This is a genomic window from Streptomyces sp. NPDC001868 (genome assembly GCF_040297125.1).
GTDB lineage: Bacteria > Actinomycetota > Actinomycetes > Streptomycetales > Streptomycetaceae > Streptomyces.
In genome coordinates, this window is record NZ_JBEOYO010000002.1 from 99,463 (window position 1) to 114,710 (window position 15,248).

The 15,248-nt window shown below is 69.8% G+C and carries 13 protein-coding genes; 9 read left to right on the plus strand and 4 right to left on the minus strand.

The features are described from left to right. Window positions 1–246: 246 nt before the first annotated feature. On the minus strand, window positions 247–1,023 hold the full coding sequence (lexA, locus tag ABT147_RS02945) for a transcriptional repressor LexA (RefSeq protein WP_020114122.1): 777 nt from the start codon (window positions 1,021–1,023) through the stop codon (window positions 247–249). Between the two features lie 539 nt (window positions 1,024–1,562). Here lexA and nrdR point away from each other — a divergent pair. Continuing rightward, window positions 1,563–2,126, plus strand: coding sequence for a transcriptional regulator NrdR (nrdR, locus tag ABT147_RS02950; protein ID WP_351402107.1), 564 nt, complete (start codon window positions 1,563–1,565; stop codon window positions 2,124–2,126). Between the two features lie 160 nt (window positions 2,127–2,286). Beyond that, entirely contained in the window at window positions 2,287–5,178 is a 2,892-nt protein-coding gene (locus tag ABT147_RS02955) for a vitamin B12-dependent ribonucleotide reductase (RefSeq protein WP_351402109.1), read from the plus strand. Between the two features lie 94 nt (window positions 5,179–5,272). On the opposite strand, the gene ABT147_RS02960 is transcribed toward ABT147_RS02955, so the two are convergent. Then, window positions 5,273–5,806, minus strand: a complete 534-nt coding sequence (locus ABT147_RS02960) for a TerD family protein (protein ID WP_351402111.1) — start codon at window positions 5,804–5,806, stop codon at window positions 5,273–5,275. 154 nt (window positions 5,807–5,960) lie between these two features. Here ABT147_RS02960 and ABT147_RS02965 point away from each other — a divergent pair, with 154 nt between their 5' ends. The 4 genes from ABT147_RS02965 (at window position 5,961) to ABT147_RS02980 (ending at window position 10,174) form a co-directional block, all read left to right on the plus strand. Continuing rightward, window positions 5,961–6,566, plus strand: coding sequence for a YdbC family protein (locus ABT147_RS02965; protein ID WP_351402113.1), 606 nt, complete (start codon window positions 5,961–5,963; stop codon window positions 6,564–6,566). 124 nt (window positions 6,567–6,690) lie between these two features. After that, the gene (locus ABT147_RS02970) at window positions 6,691–7,350 is read left to right on the plus strand and encodes a histidine phosphatase family protein (RefSeq protein WP_351402115.1); all 660 of its coding nucleotides are present in this window, start codon (window positions 6,691–6,693) and stop codon (window positions 7,348–7,350) included. A gap of 12 nt (window positions 7,351–7,362) precedes the next feature. Beyond that, window positions 7,363–8,265, plus strand: a complete 903-nt coding sequence (locus ABT147_RS02975) for an ADP-ribosylglycohydrolase family protein (RefSeq protein ID WP_351402117.1) — start codon at window positions 7,363–7,365, stop codon at window positions 8,263–8,265. A gap of 238 nt (window positions 8,266–8,503) precedes the next feature. Continuing rightward, complete coding sequence (locus ABT147_RS02980) at window positions 8,504–10,174, plus strand: DUF4153 domain-containing protein (RefSeq protein WP_351402119.1); 1,671 nt, start codon at window positions 8,504–8,506, stop codon at window positions 10,172–10,174. Between the two features lie 73 nt (window positions 10,175–10,247). On the opposite strand, the gene ABT147_RS02985 is transcribed toward ABT147_RS02980, so the two are convergent. Next, complete coding sequence (locus ABT147_RS02985) at window positions 10,248–11,798, minus strand: MFS transporter (RefSeq protein ID WP_351402121.1); 1,551 nt, start codon at window positions 11,796–11,798, stop codon at window positions 10,248–10,250. A 171-nt stretch (window positions 11,799–11,969) separates the two neighbouring features. Between ABT147_RS02985 and ABT147_RS02990 the strand changes: the two genes are divergently transcribed. The 3 genes from ABT147_RS02990 to ABT147_RS03000 all read left to right on the plus strand — a co-directional run bounded on the left by ABT147_RS02990 (window position 11,970) and on the right by ABT147_RS03000 (window position 14,051). Then, window positions 11,970–12,593 (plus strand): TetR/AcrR family transcriptional regulator, encoded by a 624-nt coding sequence (locus tag ABT147_RS02990; protein WP_351402123.1) that lies wholly within the window; start codon window positions 11,970–11,972, stop codon window positions 12,591–12,593. 82 nt (window positions 12,594–12,675) lie between these two features. Beyond that, a complete protein-coding gene (rnhB, locus tag ABT147_RS02995) occupies window positions 12,676–13,377 on the plus strand; it encodes a ribonuclease HII (RefSeq protein WP_033525151.1) in 702 nt (233 codons plus the stop codon). Window positions 13,378–13,445: 68 nt separating this feature from the next. After that, window positions 13,446–14,051, plus strand: a complete 606-nt coding sequence (locus ABT147_RS03000; RefSeq protein ID WP_351402125.1) for a hypothetical protein — start codon at window positions 13,446–13,448, stop codon at window positions 14,049–14,051. Window positions 14,052–14,425: 374 nt separating this feature from the next. On the opposite strand, the gene ABT147_RS03005 is transcribed toward ABT147_RS03000, so the two are convergent. Further along, complete coding sequence (locus tag ABT147_RS03005) at window positions 14,426–15,052, minus strand: hypothetical protein (RefSeq protein WP_351402127.1); 627 nt, start codon at window positions 15,050–15,052, stop codon at window positions 14,426–14,428. Window positions 15,053–15,248 lie beyond the last annotated feature (196 nt).

Consider the following 15,248-nt stretch of genomic DNA (forward strand, 5'->3'; position numbering starts at 1 on the left):
TGCCCCCGCCCTACAAAAAATCCATCCCCCCCATTAACCTTCACAATCACCCCCCGGCGGGGGCCCAACCCTATTTCGGGGGCCCCCCCCCCCCCGGCCGTTCCGCGCAACAACCTCAAGGCCCGCAGCGGGATTCGAGGCGGGCCCCGGGACAGCCCAGGACCCCGGAACCGGCGCAGTGGATTCCGGGGCCCGGATCAAGGGCGGGGACGGGCACAGGCACGGGCGACCGTCCGCCGCTGGGTGTCAGACGCGGCGCAGGACGGCCACCACCTTGCCGAGGATGGTCGCGTCGTCACCCGGGATGGGCTCGTAGGCGGCGTTGTGCGGGAGCAGCCAGACATGGCCGTCCTCGCGCTTGAAGCGCTTGACCGTGGCCTCGCCGTCCAGCATGGCGGCCACGATGTCGCCGTTCTCGGCGACGGGCTGACGGCGGACCGTCACCCAGTCCCCGTCGCAGATCGCTGCCTCGATCATGGAGTCACCCACGACCTTGAGGACGAAGAGCTCGCCGTCGCCCACCAACTGGCGGGGGAGCGGGAACACGTCCTCGACGGACTCCTCGGCGAGGATCGGGCCACCGGCGGCGATCCGGCCGACGAGCGGTACGTACGACGCGGCCGGCTTGCCCGCCGTGTCCGTGGGCTGCGCCGAGGACTGGTCGGAGCCGCGGACCTCGTACGCACGCGGGCGGTGCGGGTCGCGGCGCAGGAAGCCCTTGCGCTCCAGCGCCATCAGCTGGTGTGCCACGGAGGATGTGCTGGACAGGCCGACCGCCTGGCCGATCTCCCGCATCGACGGCGGGTATCCGCGTCGCTGCACCGAGTCCCTGATCACCTCGATGACCCGGCGCTGCCGATCGGTGAGCCCTGAGCTGTCCGCCCTGATGCCTGGAGGTCGGCCGGGCAGGGCTCGCTTGGGCCCTTCATGGTTCGTGGCTTCGTTCATCGCATGCACCGGCTCGAGTCGGCTCTGGGAGCGGTCCTGGGCAGTGATGGTGGCACTGTCAGCGGTGGTGGTCACGTCGGCCCCTCTCGATGGTCTCCCGTGCAGCACAACGGTAGTTGCTTTCGAAAGGTTGCGCCAAACACACGTTCGAGTGAAAAACCGTGGATTACCGGACGTGACCATGTGTCTGGGTGTAGGGCTGGCGGCTCCGGCGGACAAAAGCGCTGATTGCTGTACTCTTCACCGCCGGGACGAAGGGCCTTGTGGGTCGCTGTCGCCTCGCGGCCCAGTCTGCCACCCGGTGCTCCGCCGGTCGGGTACCGACCCCTTTCCCCCGTGCGCCTCACCGTGTTTCGGTCCGCTCCGCGACGGCACGGCTGCGCTCCGCGACGGTGCTTCCGCATGGCACATGCCAATACGTGAGCGACACGCGCGCCGTGGGTGGATTTACGTGCCAAGCCCTACATCTAGTGCTTGGATTGCAACAACAGCCCAGAAGTTGTGGTCCCCCGGGTCCGAGGGCTCTTGGTCATCCCCTATGCTGGGGGCTGCTTCCGCGGGGCCCAAGAGGCCTGTGGGGCCTATTGAGTCGTGCTGTGAGGAGGGTTGGAGTTATGCACTGTCCCTTCTGCAGGCACCCCGACAGCCGGGTCGTCGACAGCCGTACGACGGACGACGGCACGTCGATCCGCAGGCGCCGCCAGTGTCCCGACTGCTCCCGTCGTTTCACGACGGTGGAGACGTGCTCGCTGATGGTGGTCAAGAGGTCCGGCGTGACCGAGCCCTTCAGTCGCACCAAAGTCATCAACGGCGTCCGCAAGGCATGCCAGGGGAGGCCTGTCACCGAGGACGCGCTCGCCCAGCTCGGCCAGCGGGTCGAGGAGGCGGTGCGTGCGACCGGCAGTGCCGAACTGACCACCCATGACGTGGGTCTGGCCATACTCGGCCCGCTGCAGGAACTCGACCTCGTCGCCTACTTGCGATTCGCCTCGGTCTACCGGGCGTTCGACTCGCTGGAGGACTTCGAGGCCGCCATCACGGAACTCAGGGAAGAGCAGCAGAAGCGCCCCGACGCGAACGACGACGACGTCGAGATCGCGGTCGAGGAGCGCCCAGAGAACGACCGCGGGTCCGGAGGGGCTGCCCAAGTCCCCGTGCCCGCCCACGCCGCCGACTGACGGCGGGCCGCACCGCCGGACCAGTGGGTCCGGGCGATCGGCGGCGATCCAGACCTGTCGCGAACGGCTGTGTCAGCCGGTTCACGGCACAAGACAGAAACACCGTGCCACGGGAACAATGTGGCACTTCAGGGCGTTTTCGCCCGTACAGGGAGGCGGCATGACAGAGACGGCGAGCGGTCCGGCACGGAGTTCCCGCGCCAAGGGCACCAAGGCGAGCAAGGGCCTGCGTATCGAGCGCATCCACACCACCCCCGGCGTGCATCCGTACGACGAGGTGGTCTGGGAGCGCCGTGACGTCGTCATGACCAACTGGCGCGACGGTTCGGTCAATTTCGAGCAGCGCGGCGTCGAGTTCCCCGACTTCTGGTCGGTGAACGCGGTCAACATCGTCACCAGCAAGTACTTCCGCGGTGCCGTGGGCACCCCTCAGCGCGAGACCGGCCTCAAGCAGCTGATCGACCGCATCGTGAAGACGTACACGAAGGCCGGTGAGGACAACAAGTACTTCGCCTCGCCCGCCGATGCCGAGATCTTCGAGCACGAACTGGCGTACGCCCTCCTGCACCAGGTCTTCAGCTTCAACAGCCCCGTGTGGTTCAACGTGGGCACCCCGCAGCCCCAGCAGGTCTCCGCCTGCTTCATCCTGGCCGTCGACGACTCCATGGAGTCGATCCTCGACTGGTACAAGGAAGAGGGCATGATCTTCAAGGGCGGCTCCGGCGCCGGCCTGAACCTCTCCCGTATCCGCTCCTCCAAGGAGCTGCTCTCCTCCGGCGGCAACGCCTCGGGTCCGGTCTCCTTCATGCGGGGCGCCGACGCCTCCGCAGGAACGATCAAGTCGGGCGGTGCCACCCGTCGTGCGGCCAAGATGGTCGTCCTCGACGTGGACCACCCGGACGTCGAGGACTTCATCGCCACCAAGGTGAAGGAAGAGGAGAAGATCCGCGCCCTGCGCGACGCGGGCTTCGACATGGACCTGGGCGGCGACGACATCACGTCCGTCCAGTACCAGAACGCCAACAACTCGGTCCGCGTGAACGACGAGTTCATGACGGCCGTGGAGAACGGCACCGAGTTCGGCCTCCGCGCCCGGATGACCGGCGAGATCATCGAGAAGGTCGACGCCAAGGCGCTGTTCCGCAAGCTCGCCGAGGCCGCGTGGGCCTGCGCCGACCCGGGCATCCAGTACGACGGTGTGATCAACAACTGGCACACCTGCCCCGAGTCCGGCCGCATCACCGCGTCCAACCCGTGCAGCGAGTACATGCACCTGGACAACACGTCCTGCAACCTCGCCTCGCTGAACCTGATGAAGTTCCTCAAGGACGACGGCAAGGGCCACCAGTCCTTCGAGGTCGAGCGCTTCGCCAAGGTCGTCGAGCTCGTCATCACCGCGATGGACATCTCCATCTGCTTCGCCGACTTCCCGACCCAGAAGATCGGCGAGAACACCCGCGCCTTCCGCCAGCTCGGCATCGGCTACGCCAACCTCGGCGCCCTGCTGATGGCGACCGGTCACGCGTACGACTCCGACGGCGGCCGCTCCCTCGCCGGTGCCATCACCTCCCTGATGACCGGCACGGCGTACAGGCGTTCCTCCGAACTGGCCGCGGTCGTCGGCCCCTACGACGGCTACGCCCGCAACGCCGACGCCCACAACCGCGTCATGAAGCAGCACTCCGACGCCAACGGCACGGCCGTCCGCGTGGACGACCTGGACAGCCCGGTGTGGGCCGCCGCCACCGAGACCTGGCAGGACGTGCTGCGCCTCGGCGAGAAGAACGGCTTCCGCAACTCGCAGGCGTCCGTGCTCGCGCCGACCGGCACGATCGGCCTGGCCATGTCCTGCGACACCACCGGTGTCGAGCCGGACCTGGCGCTGGTCAAGTTCAAGAAGCTGGTCGGCGGCGGCTCGATGCAGATCGTCAACGGCACGGTCCCGCAGGCCCTGCGCCGCCTGGGCTACCTGGAGGAGCAGATCGAGGCGATCGTCGCCCACATCGCCGACCACGGCAATGTGATCGACGCCCCGAGCCTGAAGCCGGAGCACTACGAGGTCTTCGACTGCGCCATGGGCGAGCGCGCCATCTCCCCGATGGGCCACGTCCGCATGATGGCCGCGATCCAGCCGTGGATCTCCGGCGCCATCTCCAAGACGGTCAACATGCCGGAGACGGCGACCGTCGAGGAGGTCGAGGAGATCTACTTCGAGGCCTGGAAGCTCGGCGTCAAGGCGCTCGCGATCTACCGCGACAACTGCAAGGTGGGCCAGCCGCTCTCCGCCAAGACCAAGGACTCGGAGAAGGCGGAGATCACGGAGAAGGCCGAGGAGACGATCCGGGCCACGGTCGAGAAGATCGTCGAGTACCGCCCGGTCCGCAAGCGCCTCCCGAAGGGCCGCCCCGGCATCACCACGTCCTTCACCGTCGGCGGCGCCGAGGGTTACATGATCGCCAACTCCTACCCGGACGACGGCCTGGGCGAGGTCTTCCTGAAGATGTCCAAGCAGGGTTCGACCCTCGCGGGCATGATGGACGCCTTCTCGATCGCCGTCTCGGTGGGCCTGCAGTACGGCGTGCCGCTGGAGACGTACGTCTCGAAGTTCACCAACATGCGCTTCGAGCCGGCCGGTATGACGGACGACCCGGACGTGCGGATGGCGGCGTCGATCGTCGACTACATCTTCCGCCGTCTGGCGCTGGACTTCCTGCCCTTCGAGACCCGCTCCGCGCTCGGCATCCACTCCGCCGAGGAGCGTCAGCGCCACCTGGAGACCGGCTCGTACGAGCCGATCGACGAAGAGGTCGACGTCGAGGGCCTCGCCCAGTCGGCGCCGCGCCAGTCCCTGAAGGCCGTCTCCGCTCCGAAGGCCGACGAGGAGGGGGCCAAGCCCGCTCCGAAGCAGGCCCACACCAGCGCCGAGCTGGTGGAGATGCAGCTGGGCATCCAGGCCGACGCCCCGCTCTGCTTCTCCTGCGGTACGAAGATGCAGCGGGCCGGCTCCTGCTACATCTGTGAGGGCTGCGGCTCGACCAGCGGCTGCAGCTGATCTGAGCGCCCCCGGGCGCTGACCGGACAGACACCGAGGGCGGTGGAGCCGAAGTTGGGGCTCCACCGCCCTCGGTCTGTCGGCGGGCGGCGCGTCAGCGCTGGGGCGGGACGCCCATGACCTGGGCGAAGGTCGCCGGGTCCTCGTCGTAGCCGGTGATGCCGGGGTGGAAGGTCCACTCGCCGGTGGCGTCGCGGACGAACTCGGCGACGGTCGCGGCCGTGGCGCCGAGGACACTGCCGAAGTCGTCCTCCGCCAGGACGGTGTAGCCCTCACGGATGCGCAGGCCGGGCTTGTGGACGTTGACGAAGGTCTTCGGGCCTGATCCCTGCTGTATGGCGACACCGATCACGACCCGCCCGTACCGGCTGTCGAGACGGTTCAGCTCGACGGTCATCATCTCGTCCCAGCCGAGGCCCTGGCCGGTCTTGCTGTCGCGGTTGAGGGTGATGGTGCCGTCGGGCGAGCGGCTGTCGAAATGCACGACATAGGCGGGACTGCCACTCGGGTCGGCCGCCGGGTAGGTCGCCGCGATGATGTCGAGATCCGTCGGCGGCTGTCCGGCGGGGCTCGGGTCCCACTTCACCGACACCTCGACCTTGTGGATGCCCTTGTTGAGGCCGTTCAACAGAACTCTCCTCCCCGTTCTCCTGCGCTGGTGTGCCGAACTGCCTGGCGGTCCAGGCCAGTTGCCCATCCTCGCACGGGTGCGGGAACGCTCGCCCGGGTGCAACCGGCCGGAGAGTGACCGTCGCCACGTTCCGTGGCCTTACCATGGCGCGGTGCTGGTCAAGTGGATTCGCTGCACCGTGGTGGACCGCCGCGGTTTCGAACGGGGGCAGCGAAAGTGGGCGGGGCTTCTGGGGGAGCCGGGATTCCGGGGACAGGGTGGGGGTTGGAGCCGGGCGCGGCCCGGAGTGACGCACGTCTTCTCCTTCTGGGAGAGCCGTGCCTTCTACGACTCCTTCATGGCGCGCTCTCACGACCGGCTCGCCGCCTCGCAGTCGGGCACCTTCAAGGACATACAGGTCAAGCTCTTCGACCACCGCTTCGATGTGAAGACCGGTTTCGAACCCCGCTTCACGGACGCCGATCTCGTGCGGGTGGCGCACTGCCGCGTCCATGAGGAGCGCGCCGAGCACTTCGCCCTGATGCAGGAGAAGGTCTGGAATCCCGCGATGGCCGGTTCCCCGGGCATGGTGCGGGGCCTGTTCGGCGAGGCGCCGGGCCACGAGTTCATGATCCTCTCCATGTGGCAGTCGGCTGCCGAGCACGGCAAGTACCGCGCCGAGCGCATCGAACGTCTCGCCCTGCGGGCCCAGCTGGAGGCCGACGTCGCCGCCCTCGCGGGCGACATCGTGGAACTGGAGCCGAGCTGGACGGTTTGAGATCCGAACTCGGGTCGGTTTGGATTTCCAACCCTCGCGATCGATGTGCGGGACTTGTGTGACCTACGCCGTATGGCACCCGGACGAGTGCTCGATCCGCCGCCGTCCCCTTTAGGGTCTTGGCATGGCACGACCACGGCGCATCATTCTTGTCCGACACGGCGAGTCAACGGGCAATGTTGATGACACCGTGTACGAGCGCGAGCCCGACCACGCCCTCGCGCTCACCGATCTCGGCTGGCAGCAGGCGGAGGAGACCGGAAAACGCATCCGCGACGTCCTCGGTAGCGAGCGCGTCAGCGTCTACGTCTCCCCGTACCGCCGTACCCACGAGACGTTCCAGGCGTTCCATCTGGACCCCGAACAGGTGCGCGTGCGCGAGGAGCCCCGGCTGCGCGAGCAGGACTGGGGCAACTGGCAGGACCCCGACGACGTACGACTCCAGAAGGCCTACCGCGACGCGTACGGGCACTTCTTCTACCGCTTCGCGCAAGGGGAGTCCGGCGCCGATGTGTACGACCGGGTCGGCGGCTTCCTGGAGAGCCTGTTCCGCAGTTTCGAGGACCCCGACCACCCGCCGAACGTCCTGCTGGTCACCCATGGGCTCGCCATGAGGCTGTTCTGCATGCGCTGGTTCCACTGGACGGTCGCGGAGTTCGAGTCGCTGTCGAATCCTGGGAACGCGGAGATGCGGATGCTCGTTCTCGGGGAGGACGGCAAATTCACCCTCGACCGGCCGTTCGACCGCTGGCGGGACCCGGAGTCGTACGGAGCCACCGGATAGAGTGGCAGGGCGATGACCGCTGACTCCTCTTCCGACGGCCGCCTGGAGCGTGCCCTGGCCAGCCTGCGCGGACTCGCGGTGGGGGACGCGCTGGGCTCGCAGTACTTCGTGCCCGTGAACTACCCGCTGCTCAAGCGCCGCGAGACCCCGTCCGGCCCCTGGCAGTGGACCGACGACACCGAGATGGCCTGTTCCGTCGTGGCCGTCCTCGCGGCTCACCACCGGATCGACCAGGACGAGCTCGCCCGCTCCTTCGCCGTGCACCACGACTTCGACCGGGGCTACGGTCCTGCGGTCAACCGCCTGCTGCGCCTCGTCAGGGAAGGCGGCGACTGGCGTGAGCTGGCCTCCGCACTCTTCAACGGCCAGGGCTCCTGGGGCAACGGCGCGGCCATGCGGATCGCCCCGCTGGGCGCCTGGTACGCGGACGACCCCGAGCAGGCCACCCATCAGGCGGAGATCTCGGCCTACCCCACGCACCAGCACCGCGAGGCCGTCGTCGGCGCCATGGCCGTCGCCGCTGCCGCCGCCCTCGCGGCCGCCCCGGCCGGACCCCCGAGCGCCGGGGCGCTGCTCGACGGCGTCATCGCCCTCGTACCGAAGAGTGCCGTCGGAGCGGGACTGCGGCGCGCCCGGGACATGCTCGACTACGCCGACGCGGACACCGTCGCCGCCGTACTGGGCTGCGGGCGGCGCACGACGGCGCATGACACCGTGCCGTTCGCGCTCTGGTCGGCGGCACGCGCCCTCGGTGACTACGAGCGGGGCTTCTGGACGACGGCCCAGGTGGGCGGCGACGTCGACACGACCTGCGCCATCGTCGGCGGAGTGGTCGCCTCCGGGAAGGCCGGGGCCCCTCCCGAGGCCTGGGTGGAGCAGACCGAGGCGTTCCCGGACTGGCTGCGGGTGGGATAGCCGCAACCGAAGAGGGCGCGCTTCCCCCGCCTCACTGACCCCAATCGCCCCGACTGTCACAGGAGTGCCACAGTGCGCTCCTCGGCGATCGTGGCTGCTTTCCCGCGTCATAGCCTGTCCGCCACGCCGCCTGTTGATCATGACGGGACGCGGCGACGAGGTATCGGCCACGGGCCTTCTGCCGCAGCCGCGCGCTGCGTACGGTGGGCGATGGGGGCCGGTCGGGGGAGGGGGTCCCATGTCCGAAACACCGTCAGCACCCGCCACGCCGGAACCCGAAGGCCCGGAACCCGAAGGCCCGGTACCCAGAGCACGCGCCGCGACCGAAGCGGGCCACCCCGGACCGGCAGCGCCCACGGACGCCCTACCGGAGCGCAAGGCGGGCGGGCCCCGACCGCTACCGGGCGGGCCACCGCCCGCCCCGCCCAAGCTGATCGACTTCGGCCCCGACGAGCCCGCGCCGATCCGCACCGCGACCCTGTGGGCCGCCCTGGCCACAGGTGTCCTCAGCATGGTGCTGCTGGGCGAGGGACTGGCCGTCAACATGCTCGTCGTCGCCGTGCCCGCCACGCTCGCCGTGCACTTCGCCGGGCGGCGGGCGGGCCGCCGCCCCCGCGCGTGGGCGCTCGTCTGGGGCGCCGGCGGGCTCGCCCTGCTGACCGTGCCCGCGCTGCACGCCGCCGAGTGGCCCACCTTCTTCGCCGTCGTCGCCGCCTTCGCGGTGGGCTCGCTCGCCCTGCACGGCGGGCGCACCTGGCCCGCGGTGCTGCTCGGCCCGGTCGGTGTGTTCACCTCGCTGGTCACCGGGCCGGCCTGGGCCTGGCAGGGGCTGCGCGAGCGAGTGGGCGGCGACCGGGGCCGTCTGATACCGCTGCTGAGGGCGCTCGTGGTGGCCACGGTCCTGCTCCTCGTCTTCGGAGCGCTGTTCGCCGGTGCCGACGCGGCCTTCGCCGATCTGCTCGGTGCCCTGGTCCCCGACGTCTCCGTCTCCGACGGGCCCTGGCGGGTCCTGCTGTTCGCGCTGGGCCTGTTCGGGACCCTCGCGGCGGCCCGTACGGCGGCCGCGCCCACCCACTGGGACCGGGTCCAGGTGCCCGCGGGACGCGCCCGCGGCCGCGTCGAGTGGGCGGTGCCGCTGGTCGGGCTCGTCGCGCTCTTCGCCGTCTTCAACGCCGTCCAGCTCGCCGTGCTCTTCGGCGGCTACGACGCCGTCCTGAAGGAGACCGGCCAGACGTACGCCCAGTACGCGCGCCAGGGGTTCTGGCAGTTGCTCATGGCCACGCTGCTCACCCTGCTCGTCATCGTGCTCGCCCTGCGCTGGGCCCCGCGCACTCGATCGAGTGACCGCACGCTCGTGCGCGGTGTGCTGGGAACCCTGTGCGCGCTGGCGCTCGTTGTCGTGGCATCCGCTGTGCGACGTATGGACATGTATGTGGAGGCCTATGGGCTGACGCGACTGAGGATCTCGGTGCTCACCATGGAGCTCTGGCTCGGCCTGGTCATCGTGCTGATCATGGCCGCCGGGGTGTGGGGCGCCCGCTGGCTGCCGCGTGCCGTCGCGGCCAGTGCGGTCGCCGTGGTGCTGGCGTTCGGGCTCGCGTCGCCGGACGCGCTGATCGCCGAGCGCAACGTCGAGCGGTACGAGACCACGGGCCGCTTCGACCTCCAGTACGCGCGAGGGCTCTCCGCCGACGCCGTACCCGCCCTGGACCGGCTGAAGGAGCCCATGCGGTCGTGCGCGCTCTGGGACATCGACGCGGACCTGGAGGAACGGGCCCACATCCCCTGGTACGCCACGAGCTGGGGAGAGACCGAGGCCCGGCGCATTCTCGAGGACCGGCCGGTGTCGCCGGGAGCGGACGGACCGGCGTGCGGACTGCGGGAGGACGAGACGCTGTACCTCCCGTGAGGAATCCCGGGACGGCCGGACCGCGCCGCACTGTCGGTGCCCTGGGCGTGGTCCGGCCGTCCACGGTGCTCCGTCAGCCTCCGGCGGCGGGGCCGGCCGTGCCGGAGAGGGCATCCAGGTCGCTCTTGCGGACCCTGATCACGAAGGTGGCGGTGAGCAGCGCGAGTACGGCCATCGCGACGGCCGGGACGAACGCGGTGGAGATGCCCTGGGCGAGCACTTCGTGGCCCCAGGGGGCGGGCAGCTGCTGGGTCCTTGCGAACTCGGCCTTCTGTTCGTCCGTGGCCTGTGTCATGAAGAGCCGCACCTGCTGGTCCGCTTCCTCGCGGCTGGCCGTTCCGAAGACCGTGGTGAGGATGGACAGCCCGAGCGAACCGCCCACCTGCTGGGTGACATTGAGCAGACCGGAGGCCGCCCCCGCCTCGTGCGGGGCGACCCCGGACACCGCGGTCAGGGTGAGCGTCACGAAGTTCAGGCCCATGCCGAAGCCGAAGATCACCATGGGGCCGAGCACCCCGCCGGCGTAGGAACTGTCGGGGCTGATGAAGGTCTGCCAGGTCAGACCGAGCACGACGAGCGTCGAGCCGGTCACCATGAACGGCTTGGGGCCGAGCACCGGCAGGAACCGCTGGGACAGACCGGCGCCGGTGACGATCGCGACGGTCACCGGGAGGAACGCCAGACCGGCCTCGATCGGCGTGTACCGCAGCACGTTCTGCACGAACAGCACGATGAAGAAGAACATCCCGAACATCGCGGCGGCCAGGCTCAGCATGATCACGTACGTGCCCGAGCGATTGCGGTCGGTGAACATCCGCAGCGGAGTGATGGGCTCCTTGGCCCGCCTCTCGATGAAGCCGAACAGCAGCAGCAGGACCACCGCAGCCGTGAAGGAACCGATGGCCAGGCTGTCGCGCCAGCCGTCCTCCGCCGCGCGGATGAACCCATAGACCAGGGAGGCCATACCTGCTGTCGAGGTGAGCGCGCCCGCGATGTCGAACCGTCCCGGGTGCCGCTCGGACTCGCTGATGTACATCGGGGTGAGGACGGCGATCAGCACACCGATGGGCACGTTGACGAACAGCACCCACCGCCAGTCGAGCCACTCGGTGAGCATGCCGCCCGCGAGCAGGCCGATGGCACCGCCACCGGCGGAGACCGCGGCGAAGACGCCGAACGCCCGGTTCCGCGCGGGCCCTTCGGGGAACGTCGTGGTGATGAGCGCCAACGAGGTCGGCGACGCGATGGCCCCGCCGACGCCCTGGAGGGCGCGTGCCGCCAGCAGCTGCCAGGGCTCCTGGGCGAGGCCGCCGAGCAGCGAGGCGAGCGTGAAGACGAGGATTCCGGTCATGAACACCCGACGGCGGCCGAGGATGTCACCGGCCCGGCCGCCCAGCAGCAGCAGACCGCCGAAGGTCAGCGTGTAGGCGCTGACCACCCATGTCAGGTCGGTGGTGCTGAATTCGAGCGCGTCTTGAATGTGCGGCAGCGCGATGTTCACAATCGTCGCATCGAGTACCACCATGAGTTGGCAGGCCGCGATGACGGTGAGCGCGATGCCGGGGCGTCCCTCCCGGCGGGCCGCTCCCGGCTTCTGATCCTGAATCAACGGAGAGGTCGTCACTATGGGTCCCCCACAAGTGCCTTAGTGAACGCTTGCGTTCACTGACGCGTCCACGGTAGTGAGTCCCCCTTAGTGAACGCAAGCGTTCATTGAAGTCGCCGCCGTAGTGTGCGTGGCCCGTTCGCTTCCGCTTCTCGCCTCCCCACCCCTCGGCTCAACGGAGAAACACAGATGGTCACTTCGCGCTGGACGGCCGCCCCCGCTCAGACGGCCTCCCCGCGCCGGCGCGGCGCCGTGCTCGAGCGCGCGATCCTCGACGCCGCGCTCGAGCAGCTCAGTACGGTCGGCTGGAGCGGCCTCACCATGGAGGGGGTCGCCGCAGGCGCCCAGACGGGCAAGGCGGCGGTCTACCGACGCTGGCCCTCCAAGGAGGACCTCGTGGCCGACGCGCTCCGGGCCGGGCTGCCGCGCTTCGAGGAGGCGCCGGACCTCGGCAGTGTGCGCGAGGACCTGCTGCAGCTGTGCCGCCAGGCTCGCGAGGCGATGTTCTCGCGGCCCGGGTCCGCGCTGCGCTCGGTGATTCACGAATGCGACACCATTCAGGCCGAGCGCTTCCATGGCGTGATCATCGGGGGTGTCGTGGAGCCGACGGTAAAACTCCTGAGGGAGGTCGTCGAGCGTGGAATCAGGCGGGGTGAGGTGCGGTCCGACGCGGCCAACGGCTATGTCTTCGACGCGATCCCGGCCATGATGATGTACCGCTCGAAGATGTGCGGGAGCGAATGGGGGGAGCGGGACATCGAGGAGATGATCGACCAGTTGATGGTGCCGCTGCTGCGCAGGCGAGGCGTCTGAACCGGGTCGGTGAGGCGGTCGCGGTTGCCCCGGGAAACCTGGGTGTCCTGTGGGGGTGCGGGCGGCGTAGGCTAAGGGCGCCATGCCGTACGAACCACCTACTCACACCGTCGAGCGCTCACTGCGCGCCACGACCGGAGCGAAGGTCATTGCCGGTGTCGACGAGGTGGGGCGCGGAGCGTGGGCCGGCCCCGTCACCGTCTGCGCGGCGGTCACCGGACTGCGCCGACCGCCCGAGGGCCTCACCGACTCCAAGCTCCTGACGATCAAGCGACGGGAGTCGCTCTCCGAGGAACTGCTGAAGTGGGTGACGTCCCACGCCCTCGGTCACGCCTCTCCGGAGGAGATCGACGACCTGGGCATGACGGCCGCCCTGCGACTGGCCGCGGTACGCGCCCTGGAGGCGCTTCCGGTGCGGCCCGACGCGGTCATCCTCGACGGCAAACACGACTACCTGGGGTCACCCTGGCGGGTCCGTACGGTGATCAAGGGCGATCAGTCCTGTGTCGCCGTGGCGGCCGCCTCGGTGATCGCCAAGGTTCAGCGCGACAAAATGATGGCCGAACTGGGTGTCGACCATGCAGACTTCGGTTTCGCGGCCAACGCCGGGTACCCGTCGCCTGTCCACAAGGCCGCGCTGGCGGAGCGGGGCCCCACCCCGTACCACCGCTTGTCGTGGGCGTATCTTGATGCGCTGCCCCAGTGGCGGCACCTCAAGAAGGCCCGCAACTGGGCGGACGGAAGCGTTCCGGAGATCGAGGGTCAGCTCGGCTTCGATTTCTGACGGATCCGTTCGCACTCATGTGCCACCCGCCGACGCGAGTCGCACCGGCGTTTGATAAAAATCAGCTCATGCCTCTCATTCCCGAGGAGCCTCAGATTCACGAGAGTGCCCAGGGCCCGCGTGCCACTCCGGCCAGCGGCCGGGTCGCACCGACCCCCCGTCCCGTACCCGGTCCCCGTCCCGCGGCTCCGCCGCGGCCCGGTCGTCCGGGTCCTGCCCGGCCGGTGCCGGCCCAGCGCGCGGCGCACGCCGCGGCCAAGCCCGGGCCGTCCGCTCCTGCCGCCACCCCGCAGATCCAGCTGATCCCGGCCTCGGTCGAGGGCGCGCTGGACGCCGCCGAGGAAGCGGTCGACCTGCTGTTGGAGTCGGGCCGTGCCCCCGGCGACGTGTTGGTGATCACCACCGGCGAGTCGCATCCGTGGGCCGACCACGAACTCTCCTTCGGCGAGGCCGCCTACTGGGCGCAGCACGACGCGGGCGACGACGTCTTCTACGCCGATGCCTCGGCCACCGACCGGGCCGCGCCGCGTCCCGTGGTCGTGGTCGCCGTCAACGGCGGAACCGACTCCGTCGCCGCGCAGGCGCTGCCCAAGGCCCTCGGCCGGGCCCGGACCCTGCTGATCGTGTGCGGCGACCCGCAGACGATCAACTCGGTGCTGGGCGCCGGAGTCTGAGCGACTGCGGACCTCGCCCCGGTAGGCCCGTCAGGGCTCACCGGGGAGCCGTGCGTGCCCGGAGAACGACCAGGGTGCCGTGAACGGCCACACCCCGCGACGGGGCGCTTCGGCGTGCCCGCGGGGTGTTTCGGCATGTCCGGCGGCGCTTCGTGGCGTGGTTCGTGGGCGGGTGTCGCGTGGGTCGCTGGTGAGGCGTGGCGCGGTGCTGCGGGTTCGCGGCGGGTGTAGCGCGGTGCGGGCATGCCGGATCCCGATGCGGCGTGGGCCGAGGGTGTGAGGGTGGTGGTCGGGCCGGTGGCCTCGCCGCACCCCCGCGGGCTCGGGCGCGGGTGTGCGGGGGGTGCCGTGGTCTCGTCGGATGTCGGCGCGGCTCAGCGTGCCGCGACTCGGCGCAGCACCTCTGACGCGACGCCGCCGGTGCGCGGCATGGGCGGCGGTGCCATGGCCGTGGCGAAGGGCTCGGCCGGTGAGTCCGCGTGGGGGCGACGGCCGCCTCGGCCCTCGCCGAGGACCTGCCAGCCGTCACGTGTCAGCGTGATGTACGCCCCGCAGCGCAGCCCGTGCAAGGTGCAGGCGTCCCGCAGCCCCCACATCCACGCCCCGTCCTCCTCCGTCCAACGCGCGTCGCCGTCACGGCAGTAGAGCAGCACGGCAGTGCGCACCGGAGTGCGCCGGCGCAGGTCGTGCGGAATGACCCGGCGCAGCTGGGCGAGGAGCGCGTTGCGGAACATCCAGCCGTCGGCCGGGGCCGGACGTCGGATGAACGAGGCGCTCGCCCTCAACCGCTCGTCCTGGTCCAGGACGGCGACGACCGCCGTCGCGGGCCGGGGCTGATGCCGCGCATGCAGCCCGCTGACGACCTCCCGGGGGTTGCGCAGCAGCGGAATCCCGGCGGCGGCCCATTCCGCGGGCTCGAGCATCCGGTTGGCGGAAGCGGCGGACAGGTCGGCAGACGTCGACACGGAGGCCGCCGAGGACGGAGCGAATCCGAAGGTCACGATCCTCCCTTCGGCTACGCGCCCACTCTGCGGGCGAGGGTCGGACTTGGGGGAGCGCACGCCGCAGCAGAAGCCCTACCGATTCACGGGTGGGCCGTGCGGGGAGCGGACTCCAATTCTTCCTGGCGAACTTGGTTGCGGCAACGAGCAATTGGGGCCACTGACAGGTTTGTGGTGATTCACTGCTTATATCCCT